Consider the following 21,843-nt stretch of genomic DNA (forward strand, 5'->3'; position numbering starts at 1 on the left):
TTCTAGACACACGAAAGCGAGCATCCCGATGAAGCAGGGCATCCACCCCGACTACGGGCCGGTGGTCTTCCGCGACCGCTCGGCCGGTTGGACGCTGCTGACGCGCTCGACGCTGGCGCGCACCACCGGCGAGACGACCGAGGTGGACGGCGTGACCTACCCCGTCGTCGACGTCGACGTCTCCTCCGCCAGCCACCCGTGGTGGACCGGCAAGGGGCGCGTCCTCGACACGGAGGGCCGGGTGGAGGCCTTCAAGCGTCGGTACGGCGCGGGGGCCGCCCCCCGCGGCGCGGGGTCCGCGTCGTGAGGGCCGCCGTGCTGCTCGTGACCGGTGTCGACCCGGACGCGATGGCCGCCGCGCAGCTCGCGCTCCTCTGGGACGCGCCGCAGGCGGTCGCGGTGCGCCACCGCATCGACGCGGGACGGGGGGTGCTCGAGCGGGTCGTGTCCGACCTCACCGGGGTGGTGGAGCACGAGGAGACCGAGCTCGAGCACGCCTGCGTCAGCTGCGCGCTGCGCGAGGACGTGCTGCCCACCCTCGATCGGCTCGCCCGCGACGGCCGGTGGCGCTCGATCGTCGTGCAGCTCCCGGTCGGCGCCGAGGCCGACCAGGTCTGCACCGTGCTGGCCCGCGACCCGCGCCTCGCCCGCCGGCTCCGCGTCGCGGCCGTCGTCACCGCCCTCGACCACGCCGCCGTCGTCGGGGACCTGCTCGGCGACGACACCCTGGCCGACCGGGGCCGCGGCACGTCCGCGGACGACGACCGCGGTGTCGGTGACGTCGCCTGCGCGATGGTCGAGCACGCCGACGTCGTGGTGCTGACGGGTGCACCGGCCGCCGGCGAGGCGGGCGACGCCGACGTGGCCGCCACCCTGCTGCGCACGCTCGCGCGCCCCGACGTACCGGTGGTGCAGGACGCCGCCCGCCTCGAGGCGGCGTCCCTCGTGGCGCAACCGCCGCACCGGCACGGCCGGACCGTCGCCTGGGGGTCGCACGTGCGCGAGGTGCCGTTCGTCGCAGCGCCCGGCCCCGGTGTCTGGTCGCTGGAGCTACGCGCCGACCTGCCGTTCCACCCCGACCGGCTCGTGGAGGACCTCGAGTCGCTCGCGGCGGGTCCCTGGCGCACGCGGGGCTGCTTCTGGCTCCCGACCCGTCCCGACCGGGCCCTGCTCTGGGAGGGCGCCGGTGGGCACCTCTCCATCGGCGACGGGGAGGCGTGGGGGACGCGGCCGCGGCGTACGCACCTCACCTTCGTCGGCGTCGGCGAGCGCCCCGTCCACCTGCCCGCGACGTTCGAGTCCCTGCTCGTGCCGGCGGCCGCCGTCGGCCCGGGCATCCGCTGGACCACCGCGGAGGACGGGTTCGAGCCGTGGCTCGGTCCGATCCGACGCGTGGCCTGAGCTCCCCCGACCGGAGAGAACAGAGAAGAAGGAGTCCCCGTGGCCGTCCCCAAGCGACGCCTGTCGCGCAGCAACACCCGGCACCGCCGCTCGCAGTGGAAGGCGACGCCCGCCGACCTCGTGCCCGTCGTCGTCGGCGGCGAGGTGCACGCCGTGCCCCGGTCGCTGGTCCGCGCCGTGCAGCGCGGTCTCGTCGATCCCACCACCGGCCGACCGACCCGGAACCGATGAGGAGAGGAGGAACGCGATGAAGGTCCGCAACTCGCTGCGGTCGCTCAAGAACCAGCCCGGCTCGCAGGTCGTGCGGCGCCGTGGCCGCACGTACGTCATCAACAAGCAGAACCCGCGGCTCAAGGCCCGCCAGGGCTGACGCCGCCCCTCGCACCACGCCGTGCACCGCGGTAGAGGGAGCGTTCGGTCGGCCCGGTGGTCGGCCGGACGCTCCCGTGCGGGAGACTCCGGTGCCATGAGCGCTGAGCAGACCCACGTGGCCTACGCGTACGACGCCGAGTCCGGCATCGCGCGCATCACCCTCGAGAACGCCGAGGCCGGCAACCCGATCCACACCGCCTCGCTCGAGCAGCTGCTCGCCGCCGCCCGCCGCGTGAACGTGGACGGTGCGCGGGTCGTCGTGCTCGCCGCCCGCGGCCGCTTCTTCAGCGTGGGCGGCGACCTCGCCCAGTTCGGCGGCGCGGACGACATGGCGGGCTACATCGACGACCTCGCCGACGGCCTGCACCGCGCCATCAGCGAGCTCATGCGCTCCGACGCGATCGTCGTCGCCGCCGTGCAGGGCGCCGCTGCCGGCGCCGGGTTCCCCCTCGTCGCCGCGGCCGACATCGTGCTCGCCGCCCGCTCCGCGAGCTTCACCCTCGCCTACACGCGCGCGGGCCTCAGCCCCGACGGCGGCTCGTCCATGCTCGTGCACACGCTCGGCCTCCACCGCGCGCTGCGCCTCGCCCTCCTCAACGACCGGCTCGGCGCCGAGGAGGCACAGGCCGCCGGTCTCGTGGCTCGCGTCGTCGAGGACGCCGAGCTCGAGGCCGCCACCGAGGAGATGGCGGCCCGGCTCGCGGCCGGTGCGGCGGGAGCGCAGGCGACGACGAAGCGCCTCCTGCGCCAGGCCGCGGAGCCGGCGCCGGAGAGCCGGCTGCGGGCCGAGACGCTCGGCATCCGTGCCCAGGCCGGTGGCCCCGAGGGGCGGGAGGGTGTCTCCGCGTTCCTCGCGAAGCGCACGCCGGTGTTCGGGGGCTGATCGGTCCTTCGGGGAACGCGCGCCTCCCGCTCGACTACCCTCGGTGCTGGCCCGGTCGGGTCGCTCACCCAGCTCTCGTGGAGGTACGACGCGGATGCGCGCCAGCAGAGGCACCAGGATCGCAGCGCTCGTGGGCGCGGTGGCGCTCGCGATGGGCGCCTGCAGCAGCGACGACGGCGACAACGAGGACGCCGCTCCCGACCTCCCGGAGAACCTCGCCGAGGCGTGCCCCGCCGTCGGCGAGATCGTGAGCCCGGCCGAGGACCCGGGCGAGACGGACTACACCCGGCTCGCGGCCGACCTGCGGGACTTCGTCGACAACGCCGACGCGGAGACCGGCGACGCGCTCACCCCGCTCGCGGACGCCGCAGAGGCGCGGGCCGAGGCGGCGGCGAACGTCGACGACTCCGCGGCGGAGGAGTTCGAGGAGGACCCCAGCAACTTCCCGACGGACATGGAGCCGGGGGTGGAGTACACGATCGAGGCGCCGCCCGTCGAGGGTGATACCGCCGCGCTGCAGGCGGCCGACGAGGAGTGGATCAACGCGCTCGAGACCGTCAGCGCCACCTGCGACGCCGAGGGCACGCCGCTCTACTCCGTCGAGCCGACCCCCGGCCTGACCGAGGAGCCGGCGCAGCCCACCGAGACGGAGACCACCGAGGGCTGAGAGCCCCCACACGCAGCGAGGGCGTCCGATCCAGTGGATCGGACGCCCTCGTCGCGTTCCTGGGCCGGTCCCCGGTGGGGAGCCGACGTCAGGTCTCCGTGATCAGGAGCCGGAGACCTGCTTCTTCAGCGCCGCGGCGGCCTTGAACGCCGGCGACGTGCTCGCGGCGATCTGGATCTCCTCGCCCGTCTGCGGGTTGCGGCCCGTGCGGGCCGCGCGCTCACGGGTCTCGAAGGTGCCGAAGCCGGCGACGGCGACCTTGTCGCCCGCGGCGAGCGCCTTGGCGATCGCGTCGAACACGGCGTTCGCAGCCGACTCAGCGTCGCCCTTGCTCTGGCCGGTGGCCGCGGCGACCTGGTCGACGAGCTCCTTCTTGTTCATGTGTGACTCCTTGTCGAGAACGTGCGGTCAGAGCGACCGTAGCGGGGAAAACCCCGCATCACGCTACCGAACCGCCGTGATTGCTGGCGTGTCGGGCGCGGACGCGGGCTCCGGGGCCCCGTCGGGGACCTCCGCCACGAGCGTACGACGCCAGGCCGCCACCCCCGCGAGCAGGAGGGCGGCGAGACCGGACCCGACGGTGACGGCGTACGCCGCCGTGTGCGCCCCGAGGTCGATCGACCCCGCCCGGGCCAGGTCGGCCAGGCGGCCCGCGAGGGCGGCGCCCGCGGCGTACCCGAGGCCCGTGGCGCCGGCCAGCAGCGTCATCGCCGTCGCGACCCGCGCCACCGGCACGACCCGCTCGGCGAGCGTGAAGGTGGTGATCATGTAGGGCGCCACGGCGAAGCCGAGCACCAGCGTCACGGCGGCGACGGCCGGCAGCGTGTCGGCGAGCAGCAGCGGCGAGCTGAGCACCGCGAGCGCGGCGGCGGCCACGAGCAGGCGTCGGCCGAGGGTGAAGCGGTCGGGCAGGTACGCGTAGGTCAGCGCGGCGGTGACGCTGCCGATGCCGAGCAGCGCGTGCACGAGGCCGGCGGCGCCGGGCATCCCGGCGTCGGTCGCGACCGCGGTCGAGCCGGTCTGGATCGAGCCGAACACCATGCCGAGCAGGGTCTGCGCACCAAGCAGCACGAGGACGGTGGCGGTGAGGAGCGGGGCGGAGGCGCCGCCGGTGCGACGGCCCGTGCCCCGCGGGGCGGAGCCGTGCAGGCCGAAGGCGGTGCCGAACACGGCGAGCGTCACCGCGGCGACGAGGAGCGCGCCGGCCGGGTCGACGAGGGCGGCGAGCAGGCCGACGACGGCCGGGCCGAGCACGAAAGAGGCCTCGTCGGCGGCGCCCTCGTAGGAGAAGGCCGTGGCGACGAGACGGCCCTGCTGGGCCTCGCCGGCGGTCAGGGGGCGCCAGCGCACGCGGGCGAGCGGACCGACCTGGGGGAGCGCCGCGCCGGCGAGCGCGGCGACGACGAGGAGGGTCGCGAGCGGGGCGCCGCCGGTGGCGCACAGCACGAGGGCGACGAGCCCGGCCGCTCCGAGGAGGGACTGGACGAGCACCACGGGGCGCTGGCCCCAACGGTCGGCCAGGCTGCCGGCGACCGGGGCGCCGACCGCGTTGGCGACGGCGAGTGCACCGGCGGTCGCGCCGCCCGCGCCGTAGCTGCCGGTCTCGGCGGCCACGAGCAGCAGGGTGCCGATCTGCGCCATGGCGAGGGGTACGCGCGCGACGAAGGCGACGAGGACGTAGGTGGGACTGGTCAGGCTGACCAGCCGCCGGTAGGAGTGCATCGGTGACATGGGGGCTCCGGGCGTGACGAGGCTGCGCGCCGTACCCACCTCCAAGACGCGCCCGAACCCTGAGCTGCTCGCCATGTTACGGGGATGTTGCACGCCGGCGTCAGTCCGCGCGCTGGAGGCGTCCGCCACGCGGGTGACGTGTTCTGCGCCACCGCGTCCTCCGGCGCCCCTAGACTCCGCGCCGTGCCCGACCAGACCCCGCCGCTGCCGCCGGAGCCCGCGCCGCGCCGGCCCCGCGCCGACGCCACCCGCAACCGTGCGCGGGTCGCGGACGCCGCGGTGGAGGTCTTCGCGGAGAAGGGTCTCGATGCCACCGTCGCCGACGTCGCGCGGCGCGCCGAGGTCGGGAACGCGACGGTGTTCCGCCACTTCCCGACGAAGGCCGACCTGCTGAGCGAGGTCGTGACGCGCTGGATGGAGGCGTGGTCGGCGGAGGTGGCGAGCTATCTCGAGGGGGACGCCGACGACACGCTGCGGGTGCTGCTGCTCGAGGTGCTCGAGCGCTTCCGCCGCGACCGCTTCGCGCTGGACCTCCTCCGGGGCAAGGACCTCGACGAGCGCATGCGGCAGGCCCACGACGAGCTCGAGCGGCGGTTCACCGTGGCGCTCGTGCGCGCGATCGACGCCGGGCTGGTCGCGCCCGACGTCACCTACGCCGACCTGTCCCTCCTCGTGCTCGGCATGGCGTCCCGCCTCTCCGAGAAGGGCGACGGCGACCGCGCGTCGTGGCAACGGGCCGGACGGTTCGCCTGGACCGCGATCGCCCGTCACGACAGCGTTTAGGCGAGGCTTTCCTGTCTGGAACGGTTCCAGAAAAGGTGGTTATGTGGTGGATGTAGCCGGCTGCAGCCGGCACCACGACCCCCAGGAGAGGAGATCGCCATGAGCGACACGATCCAGACCACGACGCCCGCCGCGACCCACAAGGCCAGCCCGCGGTTCACGGCCTCGCAGCAGCTCGCCGACCACCTGCAGGCGCTCAGCGCCGACCTCATCGACCTCCACCTCGTGGGCAAGCAGGCCCACTGGAACGTCGTCGGGAAGAACTTCCGCGACCTCCACCTGCAGCTCGACGAGGTCGTCGACGCCGCCCGCGAGTTCTCCGACACCGTGGCCGAGCGCATGCGCGCGATCTACGTGACCGTGGACGGCCGCGCCGCCCGCGTCGCCACCCAGTCGAGCCTGCCGGAGTTCCCGGCGACCGAGGTCGACACCGCGGAGTGCGTGGACCTCATCACCGCCTCGCTCTACGCGGTGTCGGGCACGGCCCGTCGGATCCACGACGACGTCGACGCCGAGGACCCCACCACGGCCGACATCCTCCACACCATCATCGAGCGCCTCGAGCAGCTCGCGTGGATGATCGACGCCGAGAACCGCACCGCCAACGCGAGCGAGCCGGCCAGCATCAACGAGTGACGCCGCGCGCGACCAGCGCGTGGACCCCGACGGGCGGCCCCCTGTCCTCTGTGGCGGAGCAGGGGGCCGGCCCGTGTCGTGTCCCGGCCGTGGAGTCAGAGCCGCGCCGAGTGCAGCACGCGCGTGACGTCGATGCGCAGCGCGACCCGGTCGGGGCGCTCCTTCGGCTGGCGGTAGCGCGCGGCGTACCGCTCGACGGCGCGGGCCACCTCGTCGGGCTCGGTCGTCGCGGTGGCCGTGCCCTCGAGCGTGACCCAGCGGGCGCCGTCGACGTGGCACACGGCGACCGGCCCGCCGGGGCTCGCCTGCACGTTGCGCGCCTTGCGCGCGCCGTCGAACGTGATCACCCACGCGCAGCCGCGCTCGGCGTCGATGCCGACCCCGACCGGCACCACGTGCGGACGGCCGTCGGGACGCAGCGTGGTGAGCGTCGCGAGGTGGCGCTCCGCGAAGAAGGCGGCGAGGCCGTCGGGGACGGCGGTCCAGTCGGGGGTCCAGGACGGCACGGGCGGCTCCGTTCGCGTGGGGTCACAGCGGGGGTACGGCGGTGGGTCGCCGCCGCGTCGACCCTAGCGATCCGCTGCTCGCCCGCTCGGGTGGGACCGCCTGCCTAGGCTCGGGTCATGGCACACCGGACCGGCCAGGCCCCCCTCGCGACGACCCTCGCCCGGGGTCTCGACACCGTCCTCGACCGCACGATCGCGCCGGGCTACACCAAGCTCGGCCTGAGCCTGCGGCGCCGCCTCCCCACGTGGCCCGCCGACCCGGCGCCCGACGCCCTCCGTGGGCGTGTCGCCGCGGTCACCGGCGCCACCTCCGGGCTCGGGCTCGCCACCGCCGAGGGTCTCGCACGCCTCGGCGCCTCGGTGCGGCTCGTGGTGCGCAACGTCGAGAAGGGCGAGCAGGTGCGCGCCGAGCTGCTGGAGCGGGTGCCGGGCGCCGACCTCGTGGTCGACCGCTGCGACGTCGGCGACCTCGACGACGTACGCCGCGCGGCCGCCGCCATCGACGCGGCCCTCGACGGCCGCACGCTCGACGTCCTCGTGCACAACGCCGGGGTGATGCCGCCGGAGCGCACCCTGTCGCCGCAGGGCCACGAGCTGTCCATGGCCGTCCACGTGCTGGGTCCGGTGCTGCTCACCGACCTGCTCCGCGACCGCCTCGCGGCGTCGTCCGACGCCGCCGACCCCGCCGACCCGGCACCGAGCGGCGCGCGGGTCGTGTTCGTGACGTCGGGCGGCATGTACGCGCAGGCGCTGCGGGTCGACGACCTGGAGTACGACGCGTCGCCCGAGGACTACTCGGGCACCACGGCCTACGCGCGGTCGAAGCGCGCCCAGGTCGAGCTGCTGCCGTCGCTCACCGCGCGCTGGGCCCCGGAGCACGTCAGCGTCGCGGCGATGCACCCCGGCTGGGCCGACACGCCGGGCGTCGTGGACTCGCTGCCGGGCTTCCACAAGCTGACGGGCCCCGTGCTGCGCGACGCCGCCGGGGGTGCCGACACCGCCGTGTGGCTGGGGGCCGTCGAGCCCGCGCCGCCGTCGGGCGCCCTCTGGCACGACCGTCGGGTGCGGCCGACGTCGCTCCTGCGGCGTACCCGGCCGTCGGCCGCCGACCGCCGCGCGCTGTGGGACTGGGTGCAGGAGAACGCGGGCCTCACCCGCTAGATCCAGCGGTCGAACCAGATGCGGTCGAGCCACTCGCCGCGGGTGAGCAGCTCGGCGGTGTAGATCGGGTAGAACCACGCGAAGTTCACGATCACCAGCACGACGACGGCGCCCGCGACCACGACGCCGACCGTGCGGCGCGGTGTCGGCACGCGGGACCGGCCGACCAGCTGGCCCAGCGCGAGCGTGAGCGCGATGACGGTGAACGGCAGGATCGCCATCGCGTAGAAGATGAAGATGGGGCGGTCGTCGTTGAAGAACCACGGCACCCACGTCGAGAGGGCGCCCACGACGGCGACGCCGTAGCGCCAGTCCCGGGCGCCCAGCCACATCAGCGCCGCGAAGGCGAGCGCGACCGCGCCGGACCACCACAGCACCGGGGTGCCGAGGATGAGCACCTGGCGCAGGCAGGACGAGTCCGGGGCCGCGTCGCAGCCCTGCGCCCCCGGCGCGATGTCGTTCTCGGCGTGGACGCCGACGGGGCGGTTGAGCAGCAGCCACCCGCGCGGATCGGACTGGTAGGGGTGGGTGGAGCAGTTCAGGTACTGCGTGTGGAACGTGTAGACGTCCTGGTGGTAGTACCAGAGCGATCGGAGCGACTGCACCACCTCGCCCAGGCCCGACGCGTCCGGCTCCGTGGCCGTCGGCCAGCGCTTCGACGGGTCGGTCTCCGCCTGGCCGTCGCAGTCCGCGGCGGGCGCCACGAACTGCGTGTACTGCGTCGAGGAGAACGCCGCCTCCTCTTGGTCGGCGTGGATCAGCCAGCCGGTCCAGCTGAGCACGTACGTCGCGAACGCGACCAGCACGAGGTAGCCGAACGCCGGCAGCCCGTCGGTGAGGGCGGCGCGGAGGAGGGAACGCCGTACGCCGAACATCCGGCGCGCACCGGCGCTCCAGACCCACACGAGGATGCCGAAGGCGGCCAGCGGGTAGAGCGCCGTCCACTTCGTGCCCACCGCGAGGCCCCACATGACGCCCCCCGTGAGGAGCCAGGGGCGCCAGAGCAGGCGTCGTACCGGACCCCAGGCGGCCCAGCGGGCCGTCCCGTCGAGCGGGTCGAGCCGGGCGTCGGGGTCGTCGGGGCGCTCCGGCACGAGGTGCGCCAGCCGCGCGCGCAGCCAGAAGCGGTCGTTGACGACGCAGGCGACGCCGCAGGTGATGAAGAGCGCGAGGAAGATGTCGAGCAGGGCGAGGCGCGACAGCACGAAGTGCATGCCGTCGAAGGCCATGAGGATCCCGGCGACGAGGCCGAGCATCGTCGAGCCGGTCATGCGGCGCACGAGGCGGCACAGCACCAGCACGAGCAGGGCGCCGGCGACGGCCGCGGCGAAGCGCCAGCCGAAGGGGTCCATGCCGAAGAGGCGGATGCCGAGCGCGATCGCCCACTTGCCGACCTCCGGGTGCACGACCAGCTCGGGGTCGTCGGACCACGCGTCGAGGTCGCCGCCGAGGATCCGGTCGTTGGCGTCGTCGGGGTAGTCCCGCACGTAGCCCAGGTTGAGCAGCGACCAGGCGTGCTTCGCGTAGTAGGTCTCGTCGAAGGAGAACTCCCGCGGCGTGCCGAGGTGCCACAGCCGCATGCCGAGCGCCAGGGCGAAGACGCCCAGCGCGGGGAGCCAGCCGCCCCAGCGCGTCGACCAGCCGGCGAGCGCGCGGGTCACTGCGGGCGGAGCCACGGCGCGTCCCGCCCGCTCCCTGGCGCGGGCGAGGATCGGCGAGGTCACGGGGGTGAACTCTACGATCGGGGCGTGAGCGGAGACGGGAGCGGCGTGCTGGTGCTGGCGGGCACCCCGATCGGGCGTCCGGACGACGCGCCCCCGCGGCTGGTCGCGGAGCTCGCCCGGGCCGACGTGGTCGCCGCCGAGGACACGCGCCGGCTGCGGCGCCTCACCAGCGACCTCGGGGTGGAGCTGACCGGGCGCGTGGTGTCGTACTTCGAGGGCAACGAGACCGCCCGGACCCCCGTGCTCCTCGAGGCGCTGCTCGCCGGCGAGCGCGTGCTGCTGGTGACGGACGCGGGGATGCCCAGCGTGTCCGACCCCGGCTACCGGCTCGTGGCGGCCTGCGTCGAGGCCGACGTGCCGGTGACGGCCGTCCCCGGCCCGTCCGCTGTGCTCACCGCCCTCGCCGTCTCCGGGCTGCCCGTCGACCGCTTCTGCTTCGAGGGCTTCCTGCCCCGCAAGGCGGGGGAGCGCGGGCGCCGCCTCGCCGCCCTCGCCCGCGAGGAGCGCACGATGGTCTTCTTCGAGGCGCCCCACCGCACCCACGCCGCGCTCGCCGCGCTCGCGGAGGCGTTCGGCGACGACCGGCCCGCCGCCGTCTGCCGGGAGCTGACGAAGACCCACGAGGAGGTACGCCGCGGCGACCTCGCCTCGCTGGTCGCCTGGGCCGCCGACGGGGTGCGCGGCGAGGTGACGCTCGTGGTGCAGGGGACGACGCCCGGCGCGTCGGTGGCGTCGGACCCGGAGAGCCTGCGGGCCGCCGTCGCCGAGGCCGAGGCGGCGGGCGCGACGCGCAAGGACGCCATCCGCGACGTCGCCGACGCCGCCGGCGTGCCCAAGCGCGTGGTGTACGACGTGGTGCACAAGGGGTGACCGGTCGGTTCCCCGGCTAGCCGGGGAACCAACCACTTAGACCATCAAATTTGATGGTCTAAGTGGCGTGTTCCCCGGCTAGCCGGGGAAAGTGTCGGCCCCCGCTACCCTCGGCCGCATGCCTCCCGCACGCGTCACGTCGTTCGTCCACGAGGGCCTGACCTTCGACGTCGAGGACTCGGGTCCGATCGACGGGGACGTCGTCGTGCTCCTCCACGGCTTCCCGCAGCGGGCCTCGTCGTGGCGCCGCGTGGCGCCGCTGCTGCACGCCCACGGCTACCGCACCGTCGCCCCCGACCAGCGCGGCTACTCGCCGGGTGCGCGTCCGACCCGGCGCCGCGACTACACCGTGCAGCACCTGGCCGGCGACGTCCGGGCGCTGCTCGACGCGCTCGGCTCGGCCGGCGAGCGCGTCCACCTCGTCGGTCACGACTGGGGCGCCGTCATCGGGTGGGGCGTCGCCGCGGCGTACCCCGACCGCCTGCGCACCTTCACCGCCGTCTCGGTGCCGCCCACGGGCGCCTTCGTGCGCGGCGGCCTGCGGGGGCCGCAGCTGCTGAAGTCGTGGTATGTCGGTGCCTTCCAGCTCCCCCGCCTCCCCGAGCTGCTCGCCGGCCGCAAGCCGGAGGCGCTCGAGCGGGTGCTGCGCTCGACCGGCATGACCAAGGAGGACGTGGCGCGGTTCCGCACCGAGATCCTCGAGCACGGCGCGTTCCCCGGCGCCATCGCCTACTACCGTGCGCTGCCCCTTGCCGCGCGCGGCTCCTTCTCGGCGCGCGTCCGGGTGCCCACGACCCTCGTGTGGAGCGACGGCGACACCGCCGTCGACCGCGCGGGCGTGGAGCTGGCGGCGGACTACGTGGACGCGCCGTACGAGCTCGTCGTGCTGCAGGGCGTCAGCCACTGGGTGCCCGAGCACGCGCCGGAGGCGCTGGCCGAGGCGGTGCTGGAGCGCGTGGGGAGCGTCGGGTGACCGACCCCGACCGTCCCACCCGGTCGCGGGCCGCGGCCACGGAGCAGGGTTCCCGGCGCGACCGCTCGCGGCCGCCTGCGCCCGAGCCGCTGCCGCACCCCGTCGTCGACAACCACTGCCACCTCGACATCGCCGACGGCCCCGACGGGGCGTGGGTGGAGGTCGACGCGGCGCTCGCGGCCAGCGCGGCCGTCAACGTGCCGCGCATCGTGCAGATCGGCTGCGACCTCGAGGGGGCGCGGTGGGCGGTCGCCGCGGCGGAGCGGTACGACGCGCTCGTCGCCGGCGTGGCCCTGCACCCCAACGAGGCGCCACGCCTGGCCGCGGTCGGCCGCCTCGACGAGGCGCTGGACGAGATCGAGCGGCTCGCGGGGGCGCACGCCGACGTGCGGGCCGTGGGGGAGACGGGGCTCGACTTCTTCCGCACCGGGCCCGAGGGCGTCGACGCGCAGCGCGAGAGCTTCGCCCGCCACATCGCGATCGCGAAGCGGCTCGACAAGACGCTCGTCATCCACGACCGCGACGCGCACGCGGCCGTGCTCGACGTGCTCGACGCCGAGGGCGCGCCCGACCGCTGGGTCATGCACTGCTTCTCCGGCGACGCCGACTTCGCGCGCGCCTGCCTCGACCGGGGCGCGCACCTCTCCTTCGCGGGCACGGTCACCTTCAAGAACGCCGCACCGCTGCGCGAGGCCCTCGCCGTGACGCCCCAGGACCGGGTGCTGGTGGAGACGGACGCGCCGTACCTGACGCCCGTGCCCTACCGCGGGCGGCCCAACGCGTCGTACCTGGTGCCGCTGACGATGCGCGTGATGGCCGACGTGCGGGGCGAGGACCTCGGCGAGCTGTGCGCCGCGGTGGACGCCTCGACCGAGCGTGCGTTCGGGGGTTCCTGGGGCCGCACGAGCGGGTGAGCCCGGGCGGGGGAGGCACGTGACCCTGTGCACGGGGGATTGGAGGCTCCTCCGATCCCCGCTATGGTCGGGGTCTTGTCAGCCGGGATCGGGCACCACACCGACCGGCGCAGGGTGCGGCTCGCGGGCCGGGCGCGGACAGACAACCGCGTTCCGATCCCCGCTACTTCCTCAGTCGACCCGACTGGATCCCGATGGTCCCGACGAGGCGCGGCAGGAGACCCCTGCGGCCTGCTCGCCGGCGGTACGTCGCGGCCCCAGCGGTGCGCCGACGTCCGTGAACCGGGAACCACGTCGTTCGGAGAAGCGTGCAGCTCAACAGTGTCCTGGGCAGCCGAGGCGATCTCGCCCGGCTCGTCCGCAGTCGGGGGTTCGTCATCGCGCTGGTCGCGGTCGTGGTGCTGGCGGTGGCCGGCACCACCGCCGGCTACGCCGCGCTCGGCAAGTCCGTCACCCTCTCGGTGGACGGGCAGGAGCGCACGGTCACCGTCTTCGGAGGCACGGTGGGCGACGTCCTCGAGTCGGAGTCGATCGACGTGGGGGAGCGCGATCGCGTCGTCCCCAGCGTCGACGAGGCCGTCGAGGACGGCACGAAGGTCGACGTCCGCTACGCGCGGCCGCTGGAGCTGACCGTCGACGGTGAGTCCCAGACCCGCTGGGTGCTCGCGACCAACGTCGACGCCGCCCTGACGGAGCTCGGCGTCGACGACGCCGCCACCGTCTCGGTGAGCCGCAGCGCCTCGATCGACCGCGAGGGCCTCGCCCTCGAGCTGGTCACCCCGAAGACGCTCACCGTCGTCGTCGGCCTCGACGACCCGGTGCAGGAGCGGGTCGCCGCGACGACCGTCGCCGACGTGCTCGAGCAGATGGGTGTCGAGGTCTCGGAGACCGACGCCGTCGACCCCGCGCTCGACAGCACCGTCACCGACGGCCAGACCATCACCGTGGTCCGCTGGACCGCGGAGGAGGCGACCGTCGAGGGCCAGCGCGTGCCCCACGACACCGTCGAGGTCAACGACCCGAGCCTGGAGAAGGGCGAGCGCGAGGTCGAGCAGGAGGGCCGCGACGGCGCCGCCGACGTGACCTACCGCGTCGTCTTCCGCAACGGCAGCACCGTCGAGCGCACCGAGCTCTCCCGCGAGGTCACCACGGCGCCCGTCACCGAGCGCATCCGCGTCGGCACCAAGGAGCCCGAGCCGGAGCCCTCCAGGTCCTCGGGTTCGTCGGCCCCCGCGGGTGGCAGCAACTACGAGTCCGGCTCGACCGACTGGGACCGCCTCGCGCAGTGCGAGTCGGGCGGCAACTGGGCCATCAACACCGGCAACGGCTACTACGGCGGCCTCCAGTTCAACCTGCAGACCTGGCGCGCCTACGGCGGCTCGGGCTACCCGCACGAGAACAGCCGCGCCGAGCAGATCCGCATCGCCACCAAGGTGCGCGACGACCGCGGTGGGTACGGCGCGTGGCCCGGCTGCGCGAGCAAGCTCGGCCTGCCGCGCTGATCACCTGCTCCACCGCACGACACGCAGGACCCAGCAGGACCCAGCACCAGCGACGAGCCGTCGTGGACGCCCGACCGGGCGACCACGGCGGCTTGTCCGCATCCGGCGTCAGTAGGGTGAGCCCCGTGACCGACCCCGGCGAGCCCCGCCTCCTCAGCGCCGCCGACGTCCGTCGGCTCGCCGCGGAGCTCGACCTGCGGCCCACGAAGCAGCGCGGGCAGAACTTCGTCATCGACCCCAACACGGTGCGGCGCATCGTGCGCGAGTCCGGCGTGGGGGCCGAGGACGTGGTGGTCGAGGTCGGTCCCGGCCTGGGCTCGCTGACGTTGGCGCTGCTGGGCGCCGTACGCCGCGTCGTCGCCGTCGAGGTCGACCCGCTGCTCGCCGAGCGGTTGCCGGCCACCATCGCCGAGCACGCGCCCGCGCAGGCCGACACCCTCGAGGTCGTGCTCGCCGACGCGATGCGGGTGGACGAGATCCCCGGACCACCGCCCACCGCGCTCGTGGCCAACCTGCCCTACAACGTGTCGGTCCCGGTGCTGCTGCACCTCATGGCGCTCCTGCCGTCGCTGGAGCGCGGGCTCGTCATGGTGCAGTCCGAGGTCGCCGACCGCTTGGCCGCGGGGCCGGGCTCGCGCATCTACGGCGTGCCGTCGGTGAAGGCGGCCTGGTATGCCGACGTGCGCCGCGCCGGCGCCATCGGTCGCAACGTCTTCTGGCCCGCGCCCAACGTGGACTCGGGCCTCGTGGCCTGGACGCGCCGCGAGCCCCCCGCTGCCGTCGCCTCCCGCGCGGACGTGTTCCGCGTCGTCGACGCCGCCTTCGCCCAGCGCCGCAAGACGCTGCGGGCGGCGCTGCGGCCGATGACGGCGGCGTCGGGCGAGGGGGCGGCCGATCGGCTCGAGGCCGCGTTCGCGCAGGCGGGCCTGGCCGCCACGGTGCGTGGGGAGCAGCTCGAGGTCGAGCAGTTCGCCGCCCTCACCGACGCGCTCGTCGCGACCGGTGCGCTGGTGCCCGCCGACGCGACCGGTCCGACCCGCGGGAGCCGCGCGTGAGCAGCCGCAGCCGGGCGACGACGGCGGTGACGGTGCGCGCCCCCGCCAAGATCAACCTCTACCTGGCGGTGGGCGCGGTCCGCCCCGACGGCTTCCACCCGGTGGCGACGGTCTACCAGGCCATCGGGCTCTACGACGACCTCACCGCCCGCCCCGGCGGCTCGGGCACCAACCCGGTCCGGCTCGCCCTCCACGCCGCCGACCACGTCGACGCCGGCGCCGTACCGCTCGCCCCGGGCACCAACCTCGTGCACCGCGCCGCGCAGCTCCTCGGCGCGCACCACGGGCGGACGCTACGGGCGGACGTCGAGATCGCCAAGGCGGTCCCCGTCGCGGGCGGGCTCGCCGGCGGGTCCGCGGACGCCGCCGCCGCACTCGTGGCGCTCGACCGCCTCCACGACCTGCGCACCCCGGACGACGCGCTGCTGGCGATCGCGGCCGAGCTGGGCAGCGACGTGCCGTTCTCCCTGCTGGGCGGCACCGCGGCCGGGGTCGGCCGGGGGGAGCAGGTGACGCCCTACAGCGACCCCGCCATCGCCGACGCCGCCTGGTGGTGGGTCGTCGTGCCGCAGGCGCTCGGGCTGTCGACGCCGAGCGTCTACCAGCACTTCGACCGGATGCGGCCCGACGCGGAGGAGTCGGTCGTCGTGCCCGACCGCGTCATCGCGGCCCTCGCCTCGCAGGACCCCGTCACGCTCGCGGCGGTGCTGCACAACGACCTCCAGGCCCCCGCCCTCGACCTCCGTCCCGAGCTGGCCGACGTGCTCGCCGACGGCGAGGCCGCCGGGGCGCTGCGGGGCATCGTGTCCGGCTCCGGCCCCACCTGCGTCTTCCTCTGCGGCTCGCCCGACGAGGCGCGGGAGGTCGCCGCGCGCCTGCAGGCGTCGTACGACGTCGTGCTCGTCGCCACCGGCCCGGTGGCCGGTGCCCACCGTGTGGAGTACGTCTGATGGCCGCCCCGAACCTCGTCAACCTCGAGAAGGTCTCGAAGTCCTTCGGCGTGCGGCCCTTGCTGACGGAGGTCTCGCTCGGCATCGGCGAGGGCCAGCGGATCGGCGTCGTCGGCCGCAACGGCGACGGCAAGTCGACGCTGCTCAACGTCTTCACGGGCACGGAGGAACCGGACACCGGCCGCGTGTCGCAGACCCGCGGCCTCCTCGTCGGGCACCTGCACCAGGGCGACCGGCTCGACGACACCCACTCCGTGCGCGAGGCGGTGCTCGGCGGCAAGGCCGACCACGAGTGGGCCGCCGACGCCACGACGCGCGAGGTCGTCGAGGTGCTGCTGGCCGGCGTCGAGCTCGACCGGCCCGTCGTGGGGCTGTCCGGCGGCGAGCGGCGGCGCTGCGCGCTGGCGGAACTGCTCCTCGACCAGCACGACCTGCTCGTGCTCGACGAGCCGACCAACCACCTCGACGTCGAGGCCGTCGCCTGGCTCGCGCAGCACGTCGCGGGGCTTCCGTCGGCGCTCCTCGTCGTCACCCACGACCGCTGGTTCCTCGACGCCGTCTGCCAGTGGACCTGGGAGGTCCACGACGGGGTCGTGGACGTCTACGAGGGCGGGTACGCCGCGTTCACCCTCGCCCGCGCCGAGCGCGCCCGCGTGGCCGCCGCGGTCGAGTCGCGGCGGGCCAACCTCGCCCGCAAGGAGCTCGCGTGGCTGCGCCGGGGTGCCCCCGCGCGCACGTCGAAGCCCAAGTTCCGCATCGACGCCGCCAACGCGCTCATCGAGGACGAGCCGCCGCCGCGCGACACCTTGGCGCTCCAGCGGTTCGCCACCCAGCGGCTCGGCAAGGACGTCGTCGACCTCGAGCACGTCGACCTGCGCCGGGGCGACCGGATGCTGCTGCGCGACGCCACCTGGCGGCTCGGACCGGGCGACCGGGTCGGGATCGTCGGTGTCAACGGCGCCGGCAAGACCTCGGTGCTGTCACTGGTCGCGGGGGCGCTCGCTCCGGACGCGGGCAAGGTGAAGCGGGGCCGCACGGTCGCGCTCGCCCACCTCACCCAGCAGCTCGACGACCTCGACCCCACCGCGCGCGTGCTTCCGATGGTCGAGTCGATCCGCCGGGTGACCACGACGGCCGACGGCGAGATCACCGCGACGTCCCTGCTCGAGCGGTTCGGCTTCACCGGCGACCGGCTGACCGCCCGGATCGGCGACCTCTCCGGCGGGGAGCGGCGGCGCTTCCAGCTGCTCTGCCTGCTGCTGGAGGAGCCCAACGTGCTGCTCCTCGACGAGCCCACCAACGACCTCGACATCGAGACCCTGCAGGTGCTCGAGGACTTCCTCGACGGCTGGCCCGGGACGCTGCTCGTGGTGAGCCACGACCGCTACTTCCTCGAGCGCGCGACCGACTCCGTCTGGGCGCTGCTCGGCGACGGGCAGCTGTCGATGCTGCCGCGGGGCGTGGACGAGTACCTCGAGCGCCGCGCCGCGTCGACCTCGGCGAAGGGCGCGCTGCCGGAGTCGCCGGCCGTGGTCGGTGCTCCCTCGGCGGGTGCTCCCTCGGCGGGTGCTCCCGCCCGCGGGGCCAAGTCCGGCAGCGCCGAGGAGCGCGCCGCCCGGAAGACCGTCGCCCGTGTGGAGAAGCGCCTCGCGCGGATCGCCGCCGACGAGGCGGCGCTCAACGCCGAGGCCGTCGAGCACGCGGCCGACTACGAGCGTCTCGCCGACATCGGGGCCCGCCTGCAGGCGCTGGCCGACGAGCGCGAGGAGCTCGAGCTCGAGTGGCTCGAGGCCGCCGAGCTGTTGGGCTGAGGTGGGGCTCGGCTGGGCTGGGCTCGGCTGGGCTCGGCTGGGCTCGGCTGGGATGCGAAATGTGCGGCCGGGACATCGCCGGCCGTCCGGGAGCCGCACCGACGTCCCAGTTTCGCGACTCCTCTCGGACCGGCCCCGACCAACGCCGTGCCGCATCCGCGGCCCCGTCAGGCGTCCTCGCGGAAGATCCAGGGCAGCGGGTGGACCGGATCCTCCGCGGCCCGTCGGTCGGCCAGCTGTGGAGGACGCCGCTCACATCGCGTCCTGGGGATGACTCGCGGGCCGGTTCGCAGCGTACTGGCGAGGGTTGAAGCATCAACACGCCGCTTTGACCATCAACGTTGATGGTCAAAGCGGCGTGTTCCCCGGCTAGCCGGGGAAAGTGCCGGCCCCCTCAGCGGAACGGCCGCATGAGCTCCCGCAGCAACCCGGCGAGCGCGTCGCGCTCGTCGGCGGGGAGCTCGGCGAGCAGGGCGGCCTCGGCGGCGACGAGCGCGGCGAACGCGTTGTCGACGGCCGCCTTGCCCTCCGCCGCGAGCCGCACGAGCACGCCGCGGCGGTCGTGGGGGTCGGGGAGGCGCTCGACGAGGCCGCGGGACACGAGGCGGTCGACGCGGTTGGTCATCGTCCCGCTCGTCACCAGCGTCTCGCGCAGGAGGCGGCCGGGGGAGAGCTCGTAGGGCTCACCCGCACGGCGGAGGGCGGCGAGCACGTCGAACTCCCACGTCTCGATGCCGTGCTCCGCGAACGCTCGGCGCCGGGCGAGGTCGAGGTGCTTGGAGAGCCGGCTGATCCGGCTGAAGACCTCGACGGGGCCGAGGTCGAGGTCGGGCCGCTCGCGCGCCCACGCCTCCACCAGGTCGTCCACCTCGTCCCGCATGGCGGCATCGTAGCCGCGATCGAGAATCTTGACATCAAGATGTTTCGGGTGGACCGTGGTCGGCATGGCCTGGGACCCGAGCGACTACCTGACCTACGCCGACGAGCGCGGCCGTCCGTACGGCGAGCTCCTCGCCCGCGTCGCCGTGGAGCCCGACCGGGTCCGGCGCGTCGTCGACCTCGGGTGCGGCCCCGGCAACCTCACGGCGCTGCTCGGCCGCCGCTGGCCCGACGCCGCCGTCGTCGGTGTCGACTCCTCGCCCGAGATGCTCGAGCGCGCCCGTCGCGACCACGCCGACGTGCCCGGGCTCTCCTTCGCACTCGGTGACGTCCGCACGTGGACCGCGACGGCCCCCGTCGACGTGGTGGTCTCCAACGCGACGTACCAGTGGGTGCCGGGGCACCTCGACCTGCTGCCGGGCCTGCTCGCGCAGGTCGCGCCCGGGGGCACGCTGGCGTTCTCGGTGCCGGGCAACTTCGACGAGCCGAGCCACGTGCTGCGCCGCGAGCTGGCGGCGACCGCGCCGTACGCCATGTTCACCGCCGGCGTCGCCGACCCCGCGGCGCACGACGCGGCGACGTACCTCGGCGTGCTCGCCGCCGCGGGCGCCGAGGTCGACGCGTGGGAGACCACCTACCTGCACGTGCTCCGCGGCGATGACCCTGTGTTGACGTGGATCGCCTCGACCGGCGCCCGACCGACGCTCGAGGCGCTGCCCGCGGACCTGCGGGCACGGTTCCGGGCGGAGCTGGGGGAGCTGCTGCGGGCGGCGTACCCCACCACGGAGGTCGGCGGCGAGCCCGCCGTCGTGCTGCCCTTCCGGCGGGTGTTCGTGGTCGCGAGGCGTGTGGACGGCGTGGTTACCGAGCAGTAAGGTTCGCGTCATGTCCGCCGTGCTGAACCTCTGGAAGCAGACCACGCAGCTGCCCGTCGTCGGGTCCCTCGTGGGGAAGCGAGTGTTCTCGCTGGCGTTCGCGCAGAAGGCGCCCTACTTCGCGACGATCCGGCCGCGCTTCACCGAGCTGCGGCCCAACTACGCCGAGCTGCTCATCCCGAAGCGCCGCGGCGTGCACAACCACATCGGCACGGTGCACGCGATCGCGCTGTGCAACGGGCTCGAGGCCGCGATGGGCGCGCTCGCGGAGGCCACCATCCCTGCGGACAAGCGCTGGATCCCCAAGGGCATGGACGTGGCCTACACGGCCAAGGCCGACAGCGACATCCGGTGCATCGCCGAGACCGACCCGGAGCAGTGGACGGGCGACGACCCCGACCTGCCGGTGCGCGTGCGCGGCGTGCGGGCCGACGGCGAGGTCGTCATCGAGGGCGTCATCCGCCTCTGGGTGACGCCGAAGAAGCGCTGAGCCCTCCGGCGTCGCCCGCAGCGCCCGCCCGCTGGCGGGTCGCGCTCAGACCGTGCGCTGGTCGGCCGTGCCCACGGCCGACACCTCCAGCTGCTTCTTCTCGCCGACGAAGCGTCGCTGCACGACGTTGGCGAGCGCGGTGAGCAGCAGGTTGAGCACGAGGTAGATGGCCGCGATGACGATGAACACGGGCACGTGGTTCTGGAACTCCAGGTAGAGCGGCCGCGCGAGCGCGGTCAGGCCGGGTGCGGCGATCGCGTAGCCCAGGCTCGTGTCCTTCAGCGTCACCACGCACTGGCTGATGATCGCCGGGATCATGATCTTGACGGCCTGCGGCAGCAGGATGATCCAGACGACCTGCGTCTTGCGCATGCCGATGGCGTACGCCGCTTCCGCCTGCCCCGACGGCACCGCCAGGATGCCCGCGCGGAACACCTCGGCGAGCACGGCGCCGTTGTAGAGCGACAGCGCCCACACGACGCACCAGAACGGGCCGGAGTCCCCGTTGTAGATGCCGTAGACCGAGAAGAAGAAGATCATCAGCATCAGCACGGGCACCGCGCGGAAGAACTCGACGAGAGCCCACGACGGGACCCGCACGACGGCGTGGTCCGACAGCTTGCCGATGCCGAGCACGAGACCGAGGACGACGGCGCCGACGATGCCGCCGGCCGCCATCTTCAGGGTCTCGAGCACACCGTCGACGAGGATGCGCTCCAGGTAGGCGGGGGTCACGAAGACCTCCCACTTGTCGCCCTCGAGCTGCCCGCTCGAGGCGAGGCGCCAGGCCACCACCGCGAGGACGGCGACGAGTCCGACGATCGTCAGGACCGTGTAGAGACGGTGCCGCCGGACGGTCTTCGGGCCGGGGGCGTCGAACAGGACACTCGTGCTCATCGCGCGACCCTCCAACGTCGTTCCATGCGGTTGCTGGCGAAGGACACGATCTCGACGAGCAGCACGAAGCCGCCGGCGAACACCGCGAGCAGCCACCACCGGTCGCCGGGGTTGGCGTCGGTGAGCTGCTTGAGCTGGTAGGCCGTCTCGAGCACCGTGATGGCGATCGCCACCGTCGTGTTCTTCAGCAGCGCGATCTGGGTGCTCGCCAGCGGCGGCAGCGCGGCGCGGAAGGCCTGGGGCAGCACCACCTGGCGCATGACGCCGGAGAACGGCAGGCCGATCGCCCGGGCCGCCTCGGCCTGGCCCACCGGCACGGCGTTGATGCCGGAGCGGATGGCCTCGCAGACGAAGCAGGACGTGTAGAGCGTCAGGCCGACGACCGCCGTGGCGAACGCGTTGGTCATGCGGATGTCGCCCCACCCGGTGGGGATGACGATGTCGACGAACCGGAAGGTCACGCCGATCTTCGGTCCCGCGTAGTACAGGAACAGCAGCACGACCAGGAGCGGGATGTTCCGCACCGACGTGACGTAGACGCCTGCGGCGCGGCGCATGATCGCCACCGGTCCGACGCGCAGGGCCGCCAGGAACGTGCCGAGCAGGAGCGAGCCGATGCCGGAGACGACGAACAGCAGGATCGCGGTGACGAAGCTGATGACGATCGCCTGGTAGTTCTCGGTGATCGCGGTCATGCGGCTCCTCGGGGGTCAGGGCCTCGGCGCCCACCGGCCCGGGACGACGCAGCGCCGTCCCGGGCCAG

At 74.3% G+C, this 21,843-nt stretch carries 25 protein-coding genes; 18 read left to right on the top strand and 7 right to left on the bottom strand.

What is annotated here, in order from left to right:
• Nucleotides 1-28: 28 nt before the first annotated feature.
• From PIR53_19970 to PIR53_19995, 6 genes are all read left to right on the top strand, one after another.
• Nucleotides 29-307: a type B 50S ribosomal protein L31 gene (locus PIR53_19970; GenBank protein WZH52276.1), complete on the top strand. Its 279-nt coding sequence runs from the start codon at nucleotides 29-31 to the stop codon at nucleotides 305-307.
• Entirely contained in the window at nucleotides 304-1,401 is a 1,098-nt protein-coding gene (locus PIR53_19975) for a GTP-binding protein (GenBank protein ID WZH52277.1), read from the top strand. Before PIR53_19970 ends, PIR53_19975 begins: the two co-directional genes overlap by 4 nt.
• 39 nt (nucleotides 1,402-1,440) lie before the next feature.
• Nucleotides 1,441-1,632 (top strand): 50S ribosomal protein L32, encoded by a 192-nt coding sequence (gene rpmF, locus PIR53_19980; GenBank protein ID WZH52278.1) that lies wholly within the window; start codon nucleotides 1,441-1,443, stop codon nucleotides 1,630-1,632.
• Nucleotides 1,633-1,648: 16 nt separating this feature from the next.
• Entirely contained in the window at nucleotides 1,649-1,771 is a 123-nt protein-coding gene (ykgO, locus tag PIR53_19985; GenBank protein WZH52279.1) for a type B 50S ribosomal protein L36, read from the top strand.
• Between the two features lie 96 nt (nucleotides 1,772-1,867).
• Nucleotides 1,868-2,656 carry an enoyl-CoA hydratase-related protein gene (locus PIR53_19990; protein ID WZH52280.1) on the top strand — a complete coding sequence of 263 codons (789 nt, stop codon included), beginning with the start codon at nucleotides 1,868-1,870 and terminating at the stop codon, nucleotides 2,654-2,656.
• Between the two features lie 94 nt (nucleotides 2,657-2,750).
• Entirely contained in the window at nucleotides 2,751-3,323 is a 573-nt protein-coding gene (locus PIR53_19995; GenBank protein ID WZH52281.1) for a hypothetical protein, read from the top strand.
• Between the two features lie 102 nt (nucleotides 3,324-3,425).
• Here PIR53_19995 and PIR53_20000 read toward each other — a convergent pair whose 3' ends face one another.
• Together PIR53_20000 and PIR53_20005 are read right to left on the bottom strand one after the other, a co-directional pair.
• The gene (locus tag PIR53_20000) at nucleotides 3,426-3,704 is read right to left on the bottom strand and encodes an HU family DNA-binding protein (GenBank protein WZH52282.1); all 279 of its coding nucleotides are present in this window, start codon (nucleotides 3,702-3,704) and stop codon (nucleotides 3,426-3,428) included.
• Between the two features lie 63 nt (nucleotides 3,705-3,767).
• Nucleotides 3,768-5,054 (bottom strand): MFS transporter, encoded by a 1,287-nt coding sequence (locus PIR53_20005; GenBank protein ID WZH52283.1) that lies wholly within the window; start codon nucleotides 5,052-5,054, stop codon nucleotides 3,768-3,770.
• A gap of 183 nt (nucleotides 5,055-5,237) precedes the next feature.
• Here PIR53_20005 and PIR53_20010 point away from each other — a divergent pair, with 183 nt between their 5' ends.
• A complete protein-coding gene (locus PIR53_20010; GenBank protein WZH52284.1) occupies nucleotides 5,238-5,837 on the top strand; it encodes a helix-turn-helix domain containing protein in 600 nt (199 codons plus the stop codon).
• 99 nt (nucleotides 5,838-5,936) lie between these two features.
• A complete protein-coding gene (locus PIR53_20015; GenBank protein ID WZH52285.1) occupies nucleotides 5,937-6,473 on the top strand; it encodes a DNA starvation/stationary phase protection protein in 537 nt (178 codons plus the stop codon).
• Nucleotides 6,474-6,568: 95 nt separating this feature from the next.
• On the opposite strand, the gene PIR53_20020 is transcribed toward PIR53_20015, so the two are convergent.
• On the bottom strand, nucleotides 6,569-6,979 hold the full coding sequence (locus PIR53_20020) for a TIGR03618 family F420-dependent PPOX class oxidoreductase (protein WZH52286.1): 411 nt from the start codon (nucleotides 6,977-6,979) through the stop codon (nucleotides 6,569-6,571).
• A gap of 117 nt (nucleotides 6,980-7,096) precedes the next feature.
• On the opposite strand from PIR53_20020, the gene PIR53_20025 reads away from it, so the two are divergent.
• A complete protein-coding gene (locus tag PIR53_20025) occupies nucleotides 7,097-8,140 on the top strand; it encodes an SDR family NAD(P)-dependent oxidoreductase (GenBank protein WZH52287.1) in 1,044 nt (347 codons plus the stop codon).
• Here the strand turns inward: PIR53_20025 and PIR53_20030 are convergent.
• Entirely contained in the window at nucleotides 8,137-9,864 is a 1,728-nt protein-coding gene (locus tag PIR53_20030) for a phospholipid carrier-dependent glycosyltransferase (GenBank protein ID WZH52288.1), read from the bottom strand. The two genes, PIR53_20025 and PIR53_20030, sit on opposite strands and share 4 nt — an antisense overlap.
• 24 nt (nucleotides 9,865-9,888) lie before the next feature.
• On the opposite strand from PIR53_20030, the gene rsmI reads away from it, so the two are divergent.
• From rsmI to PIR53_20065, 7 genes are all read left to right on the top strand, one after another.
• Nucleotides 9,889-10,734, top strand: coding sequence for a 16S rRNA (cytidine(1402)-2'-O)-methyltransferase (rsmI, locus tag PIR53_20035; protein WZH52289.1), 846 nt, complete (start codon nucleotides 9,889-9,891; stop codon nucleotides 10,732-10,734).
• 118 nt (nucleotides 10,735-10,852) lie between these two features.
• Nucleotides 10,853-11,707: an alpha/beta fold hydrolase gene (locus PIR53_20040; GenBank protein ID WZH52290.1), complete on the top strand. Its 855-nt coding sequence runs from the start codon at nucleotides 10,853-10,855 to the stop codon at nucleotides 11,705-11,707.
• Entirely contained in the window at nucleotides 11,704-12,621 is a 918-nt protein-coding gene (locus tag PIR53_20045) for a TatD family hydrolase (GenBank protein ID WZH52291.1), read from the top strand. Before PIR53_20040 ends, PIR53_20045 begins: the two co-directional genes overlap by 4 nt.
• A gap of 308 nt (nucleotides 12,622-12,929) precedes the next feature.
• Nucleotides 12,930-14,123 carry a transglycosylase family protein gene (locus PIR53_20050; GenBank protein ID WZH52292.1) on the top strand — a complete coding sequence of 398 codons (1,194 nt, stop codon included), beginning with the start codon at nucleotides 12,930-12,932 and terminating at the stop codon, nucleotides 14,121-14,123.
• 125 nt (nucleotides 14,124-14,248) lie between these two features.
• The gene (gene rsmA, locus PIR53_20055; protein ID WZH52293.1) at nucleotides 14,249-15,178 is read left to right on the top strand and encodes a 16S rRNA (adenine(1518)-N(6)/adenine(1519)-N(6))-dimethyltransferase RsmA; all 930 of its coding nucleotides are present in this window, start codon (nucleotides 14,249-14,251) and stop codon (nucleotides 15,176-15,178) included.
• The gene (locus PIR53_20060; GenBank protein ID WZH52294.1) at nucleotides 15,175-16,128 is read left to right on the top strand and encodes a 4-(cytidine 5'-diphospho)-2-C-methyl-D-erythritol kinase; all 954 of its coding nucleotides are present in this window, start codon (nucleotides 15,175-15,177) and stop codon (nucleotides 16,126-16,128) included. Before rsmA ends, PIR53_20060 begins: the two co-directional genes overlap by 4 nt.
• Nucleotides 16,128-17,939, top strand: coding sequence for an ABC-F family ATP-binding cassette domain-containing protein (locus PIR53_20065; protein WZH52295.1), 1,812 nt, complete (start codon nucleotides 16,128-16,130; stop codon nucleotides 17,937-17,939). Before PIR53_20060 ends, PIR53_20065 begins: the two co-directional genes overlap by 1 nt.
• Nucleotides 17,940-18,333: 394 nt before the next feature.
• Here the strand turns inward: PIR53_20065 and PIR53_20070 are convergent, their stop codons facing one another.
• Nucleotides 18,334-18,819 (bottom strand): MarR family transcriptional regulator, encoded by a 486-nt coding sequence (locus PIR53_20070; protein ID WZH52296.1) that lies wholly within the window; start codon nucleotides 18,817-18,819, stop codon nucleotides 18,334-18,336.
• Between the two features lie 64 nt (nucleotides 18,820-18,883).
• Between PIR53_20070 and PIR53_20075 the strand changes: the two genes are divergently transcribed.
• Complete coding sequence (locus PIR53_20075; GenBank protein WZH52297.1) at nucleotides 18,884-19,693, top strand: methyltransferase domain-containing protein; 810 nt, start codon at nucleotides 18,884-18,886, stop codon at nucleotides 19,691-19,693.
• A 10-nt stretch (nucleotides 19,694-19,703) separates the two neighbouring features.
• Nucleotides 19,704-20,183: a hotdog fold domain-containing protein gene (locus PIR53_20080; GenBank protein ID WZH52298.1), complete on the top strand. Its 480-nt coding sequence runs from the start codon at nucleotides 19,704-19,706 to the stop codon at nucleotides 20,181-20,183.
• 45 nt (nucleotides 20,184-20,228) lie between these two features.
• Here the strand turns inward: PIR53_20080 and PIR53_20085 are convergent, their stop codons facing one another.
• Nucleotides 20,229-21,080: an amino acid ABC transporter permease gene (locus PIR53_20085; GenBank protein ID WZH52299.1), complete on the bottom strand. Its 852-nt coding sequence runs from the start codon at nucleotides 21,078-21,080 to the stop codon at nucleotides 20,229-20,231.
• Nucleotides 21,077-21,775 carry an ABC transporter permease subunit gene (locus PIR53_20090; GenBank protein ID WZH52300.1) on the bottom strand — a complete coding sequence of 233 codons (699 nt, stop codon included), beginning with the start codon at nucleotides 21,773-21,775 and terminating at the stop codon, nucleotides 21,077-21,079. The genes PIR53_20085 and PIR53_20090 overlap by 4 nt, the downstream gene beginning before the upstream one ends.
• Between the last annotated feature and the right edge of the window lie 68 nt (nucleotides 21,776-21,843).

Origin of the sequence: Nocardioides alkalitolerans (genome assembly GCA_038184435.1) — a bacterium.
Classification (GTDB): domain Bacteria; phylum Actinomycetota; class Actinomycetes; order Propionibacteriales; family Nocardioidaceae; genus Nocardioides; species Nocardioides alkalitolerans_A.